Genomic DNA, 7,873 nt, shown 5'->3' on the forward strand with positions numbered 1-7,873 from the left:
CCCCACCGAGCTCTACACCCAGTTGGCATCGTCGGCAGCGTCAGATGTGTATAAGAGACAGGAATATTTCTGCTGGCTTATAACGAACATTAGGAATAGTGATTTCTCCTACAGGTATTTACTTTTATTCTTATACTTCTTCCGATTTACATTAACTAATATACATATAGTGGTAACGGTAAATCATCAATGGGATTGATATGAAAACAACATCAAACAGAGTGGTTAACGTCTTAATTGTCACTCAATGCTCATTCACTCACCTTGCGCTAAATACAGTTTTGACAGGTATGCAACTAACGTCTGGAGAAAAAATAAACGTAGCTTCAAGTGGTTTTCTGAAGAGTGATTTCATGAGCATTGACTTTATAATCTGTGCTGACGACATCTTTAATGAAATTAGTTTAAAAAGCATTTTAAAAATTAAAGAAGCATTACAATATGCCAGTCTATCAAGCAAGATGGTTTTTTTAACTTCCCGCCATCACTTTTCACTTGGTTATTTCATATCAGATTTATGCGAAAAAAATGGGTATTGCACCACAATTGACAAAACGATGTCTGACATCGCTAGCGACCTAAGAAGAATTCTAAACTTCACTTTTGTTTTCAATGAACTACCACCATACACATTAATTTTGACAGCGAGAGAAAGAGATATTATCATTGACCTAATTAAACAGAAGAAACCAGCTTACTTATCCAAAAAATACTCTATCAATCAAAAAACCATCAGCGCTCACAAAGTGAGTGCGTTGCGAAAGTTAAATTTCGCTCACCTAAATAATATTTTTAGCCTGAATGCACTGACTTGAAAAACCTAGTAACTGGCCGTTGGGCTTGCCCCTTCCCACATAGGGAAGGTGCTCCTTGATATATCCCTATCGATTGTTTTATAGAGTATAAAAGATCAAAAAACGCCATTCACACTCATAATATAGATACGAACCAGTTCGTTATAATTTCGATATCATTGGGAGCATATTTTCCAGACTCAGACATACTCAATAAAAATGAGAACCGTCCTAAGTGAGTATCTGAATTTAAAATTTTTCAGAACTAGGACTACCACAGCCACAATGATAACGCCATCGATTGTAATCTTACTTGATATAGTTAAACACTGATGACAGCGAACTCGTGATGATGAAGATAACCGGTTCTACATGGTATAGAATCGGTTCATTGGTGAAGGTATTATCTGGCAAAGGAAGCCGCCCATTCCGGCAAGCGCGTCAGCATCAATTTTAATCACGCATACGGCTCAAAACCATCCAATCGCACTGGTTTACAGCAACCAGACCTGCCGCCAATAATGCCAAAAACAAGAGGGCCTCTCTATTTCTAAAGTGGCCCTTTGTTAACAGTGTTAAATCAGAACTGAATTATACCCGTCGTTTTTCAAGCCGCAGCGTTGCTACCGGCACAGCGACCCGGCCCAGTCACTTGACTTTAAGTCAGCTCCTGGGGATGAGATAGCTTGGCACCTGGCAGTGCCGTACAGGGATGTACAAATGCCATAAGCGCAAGGATTCACTAGAGCGCCAGCTTGAAATCCATAGGATATATTATCACCTGACAATAATATCCACACGGCGGCTATTGATATTGCAACCCGCCCCCTGATGACTCGCACTGGCAACACAACCATCAGCACTTTGAGCAACGCCCATACCACTGACACTAGTGAACAGGCTCTCGCTGATGCCAGCACGGATCAATGCCTCGCGAACCGTTTTGGCCCTGGCCTGCGACAACCGCAGGTTTGACTCTTGGTTACCGATAGCATCGGTGTAACCGGCCAATTCGATATTAGTGACGCTATTTCCCTGTTTGAGAAAGGCAATCACATTATCCAACTTAGCCACTGAGGACGGTAAAATAGAACCGTCACTGCTCTTGCCAAAACGGAACTGGATGCTTTCCTGAATCAGCACTGCGCCGCCACCGTTGACATACTCACAAGGTTTTACTTGTGAAGCACGGTTGATAATACGCGTTTGTCTGTGCATAGACTTTAGGTCAGCCTCTGCCGTCGCCCTTTCAACCAAGGCCGTCGTGCTGCCACTCCCCCCTGGATTCACCTGCAGGAAATAGGTCTCTGAACCATTAACCCTGATCTGATGTGCTGGATTTAGTTTTCCCTTATACAGCGGCTGATCCTGGAAGTAGGACTCAATCGCATGCCCACCCGGTGCCACGCAAAATACGCTAAATTCGCCAGGCAACAATGCCGATTGCAGCTCGCGATCCACATTAATAGTGGCAGGGAGATTGCCTTGTGGATAATAAAAGACGATCTGAGCCAGTTCCGGTACAACCTTCGCTACAGGACGATAACCGTTTGTACCGCTGGTATCAGCAAAGGGCTCAACGTTGTTTACCGACTCAGCAAGCGCGGTAAAAGAAAACAATCCTGCAGCTAAAGTGAATACTGCAATATTGACGTGTTTAAATCCATTACGAATAGCTTTCATTCTATGCTCCAGGCTCACCTGATATATTCATCCATAAACGGCGACAATTGTCTAGGTTCTGTTATCACCCCCGAAAGGGATATAACCAAAAATGTTTACCAGATAATGAGATAACAACAATATGGAGCCCGCAGTTTTTACACTGCGGGCTCCGTTACCGGTTAAACAATAATTTGATTATTCTGCAATAACGTTTCCAGATCGGTATGCACATTCGCCAACGTAACAACGTTGTTAAAGGCATACTGCCCACCCTGACCATCACGGTCGATGCTGATCACCGTATCGTTGCCAGAAGTCTCAACTTTCAGATAGTTATGAATACCCTGAGAAGAGTCATCCAGCGTCATCTTGCCATCCTCCTGCAAGAAGGTGATCGAGCCGTTGTAGTCCAGCAAGTCGCTCAGGTTGATCAGATCGGCGTCACTATCACTGATGATGTTGCCAACGTGGAAGCCATGGGCCGTATCGTGACCGTTACCGCCAGTCTCGTCACTTCCCAAGCCTGCCAACACCTTGTACATCAACGTGTCGTTACCACCGTTAATCAGGTAGAACGTATCATCGCCCCCACGGCCTTCAAACAGGTTGTTAGCCGAGTTGTCGGTGAACGTATCCCCTTGATTAGAACCAATCAGAGAATCAACGTTGATCAATTTACTCGTACCAGCGGTTGTCTCTCCTGTCCACAGGTGAGCGGTTACAGCCTCGGTTGAAGTACTGTAATCCGTAGCAGTGATGGCATAACTCTCCGCCAACATCTGGAGGCTATTCGCCGTCAGAGTACCGTTACTGATCACCAGTTGGTGGTTAGCCAGCAGTGTCTCCAGATCCACATGGGTGTTGCTGAAGGTCAGCAGAGCCGTCGAGCCATAAGCCGAGCCATTACCATCACGGTCAATGTTCAAGATGCTGTCATTGCCGCTGTAAGTAATGGAAAGATACTGCTTAATCGTCTCTCCTGCATCCATCGTCGCCACACCGTTAATGTAGTGTGCCGCGCCATCCGCATCCGCCTTATAGCCAACCAACAGGTCACTGACATCAATAATATCAGCATTCGGTGTTGCCTCTACGGTACCCACGAAGAAGTTGTTTACCGTATCATGACCATTGCCACCGTTGGCCGCAGCCGTATCCAGAGAACGGTACATCAGGGTATCCTGACCTCCGTTAATCAGATTGAAGGTGTCATTGCCACCACGACCGTCGAAGTAGTTGTTAGCCGCGTTACCGGTGAAGGTATCGTTGCCACTCCCACCTGCCAGACCTTCGATATTCACAAACTGCGCAGCACCAAAGCCAGTGCTTTGCATGGTTGTTTTGTTCAGATCGATGATTAATGGCGTGTTGCCAGCCAGTTTGTAGTCAACAATGTCCAGGCCGCCAGTCGCGCTCCAGGATTTCACCCCTGAAACGGTTTGAGTACCGCCAGCACCGTTATACAAATCAGCGCCCAGAGTGGCAAAGAACGTATCGTTGTAGCCGGTCCCGACAATACCTGAGTTGTTGGTTCCACCCACGCCAAGGCCACTAGCGTTGGCCACATTGGTTTCAGACTCGGTTGTCAGTACATAGGCATGGTTTGCCTCTGTCGCTTTCAAACTGCCCCAAGCCTTGTTGACCAGCTCGACGGTGTTACTGCCCACCTTGGCAACGCCACCCACATCCGCATAAACCCCCTTGCTGGAACGCAAGATCACCGCGCTATAGGTCTTGCTGGCATCCAAATTGTAGAAGTCCACAATCGCGCTACTGTCGTTGGTTTGGTTACCTGATTGGGCGTTGATCATTTGGGTAGAGACTACCTGCCCGGTTGCCTCATCAATCAACTGTACTGTGTTGCCGTACAGCGAGTTGATACCGTTTGCATCCAGAATGCGCAGATGAATTGAGGTGCCATAAGCCACATTGTTTTTGTTTTCAATGTAGGTCGTGACGCCCCCAGCGGTAAAGGCCAACAGATCGCGATCGCCATCCCAGTCAATATCAACCGCAATAGCCCCCGTTACCTGACTCCCCGTCGCCGTGCCACCAATGGTCGTTTTACCGACCTGGGTGAGCAAATTGGTGGTGGTAAAGCTCGTCACCCCACCGGATGAGGTATTGGTATACAGGTTTATCGCCCCACTGGCTGCGGCGGCGTTGATACCACCAACCCCCCCCGACATCCCTGGTAACTCGATAACATCCATCTTGCCATCGTGGTTCCAGTCCAATGCGATTGATGCACCACCGGCCAGATTGTCGGTAAAGGTATACATCCCTGCTGCCGTTGGGTTGCCAATACCGTCATTGTTAGGATCGCTGAACACCAGCTTGCCAGTACCATCGTTAAAGTAAATCCGGCTGGCGTATTGCCCAGCGTTGTTACCTGCAGCGCTAGAACTGGTGGTGCTTGCGCTACCACGGCCCAGGAACAGGTCCATATAACCGTCGCCGTTGAAATCAGCCCAGGTCATGGCGACGCCGTTACCAATGTTCGGGTCATCATCCGTACCGCGCTGGAACACGTTTTCGACAACCTGAGTCACCTGCCAGTTACCGTTGTTGGTACCGTTGACCACCACCAGGCGAGCCTGGTTGGTGCTGATCGCCGCACTGTTGTTGGTCGCGCCGTTAGCATCAATGCGCGAACCGTCGGCAACGATGTTCTGACTGTGCATCACAAAGTCAACAATACCATCGTTGTTGAGGTCAACACCGGACAATTCCATATCCGGCTGCGACTGATCCAGACCAATCGGACGGTGGCTGGCATCGGTTGCATAATCCGTGGCGAACGTACCGTCTTTATCCATACCTACTATGGTGCCGTCGTGGTTCAACACGATCTGCGAACCATAACCGCCACGGATTGCGCTGTCGTTCGGTGTCTGATCCCCATTGACTATGTCGACATAACCATCGCCATCTTTATCGATCGCGATAATACCGCCGTACCAGCTCCAAGTATTTGCACTACCCGCAGTGTTAGCATCCCCGGCAAAATCACCGGTTTGCGGTGCGTTGGTAAACGCACCAACCTGATACCCGACATAACTTGTACCGTTATAGTAAAACATCTGCTGGCCATCGTCGTATTGACTATCAACAGTGAACAGATCCATCAGACCGTCGCGGTTGTAGTCAATAAAGGTGGCGTTCTGCACATAGTTGTTACCGTTATAGCCCGTACCCGAGTTACTCACCAGTTTCACCGATGAGAAATCACCCAGCGATGAAGAACCCGTCGCGGTGGAGTCCAGCATGGTCTGGTTGGTATGGATACGCCAGACGCCATTCTCGCCTATTGTTACCGCGGTCGCTTTCTGGTTTGAATCACTGGCACCGGCACCTACCGTCACCACTGGCGTTGGAGCCACCACCAGTTCATTGACGCTGTCATCAGTGGTGATCTGCTTACCATCAGCAGAATACAACACCGCCTTCACATCGTAGGTTCCAATGTTCAGTGCATTCGCATCCGGGATCTGTACGTACCAGGTGTTGTTGCGCGGATCGACCACTACCTGCCCAGTTTGCGAACTGTAGGTCTTACCGTTAACCGTCACCTCAACGTACTCACCAGGCTGGATATCAAAGCCGGTAAAACCGGAAATGATCGGTGTGGTGTCCAGCGTATTCTGTGTATTGACCATCACAGCCAAGTCAACGGTCATGGTGAAGTTATTGGAAACCGCACCTTCATTGCCCGCCTTATCCGCCACGACCGCATGGAATTTATAGGTCGTGTTGTCATTCAGCGGTGGCAATACGAAGGACCATGACCCATCACCCGCTACCGTTGCGCTACCCAGCAGTTGCATAGAGGTCACATCGTAGATGCGAACTTCATCACCCGCATCCAACGCATTGCCATTAACATGGCCATTCAACGTCGGGTTACGATCGTCGGTGCTGGTGCCGGAACCAAACTCGCCGGTCACCAGGCCCACATCATCGGTGTAACTGTTGATCGTAACCGTCTGAGTTGGCGCATCCAAATCGATGGTCAACGTAAAGGCTGGTGACATCACCGTATTGTTACCTGCCACATCCAGCGCGATTGCGGTATAGCTGTAGGTCTTGGTGTTAACCAGATTGTTGAGCGCCAGGGTCCAGGATCTGTTAACCAGATCAATCACCGCAGCCCCTACCAACTGCCCATCCTGGTAGATACGGATAGTGTCAGTCGCCAGCAGATCGCCTGTCCAGGTTCCTTTCAGAACCGGTGAGGTATCGTCGGTAGAACCGCCACTCCCCAGGATCAGCCCTTGGTTGGTGCCCACATTATCGTAGTACCCCTCGATAGCCAGCGTCACCTCAGGTGGCTTGGTATCGATAGTCACATTGACGTTAGCCGAAGGAGCACTCTCGTTGCCTACCAGATCGGTAACGGTGGTGGTGAAGTTATGTGCACCGTCCACCATGCTGGTGCTCGGTGTCCAACTCCATTTACCGGTGGTCACATTGGCTATTGCTGAACCAATTTGCACACCATCGTCATAGATGATGACGGTACTGCCAGCCTCTGCGCTGCCGCTAAAGGTCGGTTTGGCGTCATCGGTAACAGCCCCATTATGGAGTTGCCCCTGGATTTCACCCACATCATCCATAATCACCAGATCGGTCACAGCTCCAGGCGCGGTAGTATCGATAGTGATACCCCAGCTGTTGCTCGCCTCACTGGTCTGGCCTGCACTGTTGGTTGCCTTCACGGTGAAGTTATAGCTGCCATCAGTGAACTCGGCCGCTGGTGTAAAGCTCCAGTTACCATTCGCGCCTGCGGTAGTGGAACCCACTACGGTTGCGCCGTTATAAATGGTAATGATGTTGCCTGCAGCTACCGAAGACGTTCCGCTCAACGTCGGCGTATTGTCTTTGGTCAGCGCACCTTCCGCCAAGTTGGCAAGGTTGGTCCCCATATCGTCCACGATGCCGGTAATAATCGGCGCCCCTGGAGTCAACGAAACGTTGACGCTGTAGCTGGAATCCGGCTTGGCGATGTTACCAACGCTGTCGGTTTCCGTTACGGTCAATTTGTTCAACCCGTCGTACAGCGATCCTGTAGGAGTGAGAGTCCAGGTCCCGCCAGTAACCACGGTCGTTGAACCCAATACAATGGTGTTGCCATTGGTATCCGTGGTGGAAACGGTGATGGTATCACCCACTTCCGCACCGGTACCTTTGATAACTGGCTTGCGATCGTCCAGCACGCCATTCGGTGCAACCGACCCCGTGATGCTGCCAAAGTTGTCGATCACATCGATGATCGCAATTTTGCTGACATCCGGTGCACTGAAGTCCAGCGTCAGCACAAAGGTGTTCGATGGATCGCTGACGTTACCCGCCGTATCCGTTGCCGTGACCGTAAAGCGGTGCTCGCCTTCCGACAGGTTTGCCGTCGGGGTAAA

3 protein-coding genes are annotated in these 7,873 nt (G+C 49.6%); 1 reads left to right on the forward strand and 2 read right to left on the reverse strand.

Features of this window, described 5'->3' with window-relative positions; all coding sequences use genetic code 11:
• Nucleotides 1-200: 200 nt before the first annotated feature.
• Nucleotides 201-815, forward strand: coding sequence for a hypothetical protein (locus JHD74_RS25050; RefSeq protein ID WP_199063791.1), 615 nt, complete (start codon nt 201-203; stop codon nt 813-815).
• A gap of 756 nt (nt 816-1,571) precedes the next feature.
• Here JHD74_RS25050 and JHD74_RS25055 read toward each other — a convergent pair.
• Nucleotides 1,572-2,477 (reverse strand): OmpA family protein, encoded by a 906-nt coding sequence (locus JHD74_RS25055; RefSeq protein WP_074031613.1) that lies wholly within the window; start codon nt 2,475-2,477, stop codon nt 1,572-1,574.
• 161 nt (nt 2,478-2,638) lie between these two features.
• The coding region (locus tag JHD74_RS25060; protein ID WP_199063792.1) for an Ig-like domain-containing protein at nt 2,639-7,873 on the reverse strand (5,235 nt) is incomplete at its 5' end.

It is taken from the genome of Serratia sp. ASV30 (assembly GCF_016428815.1).
Taxonomy (GTDB): domain Bacteria; phylum Pseudomonadota; class Gammaproteobacteria; order Enterobacterales; family Enterobacteriaceae; genus Chania; species Chania fonticola_C.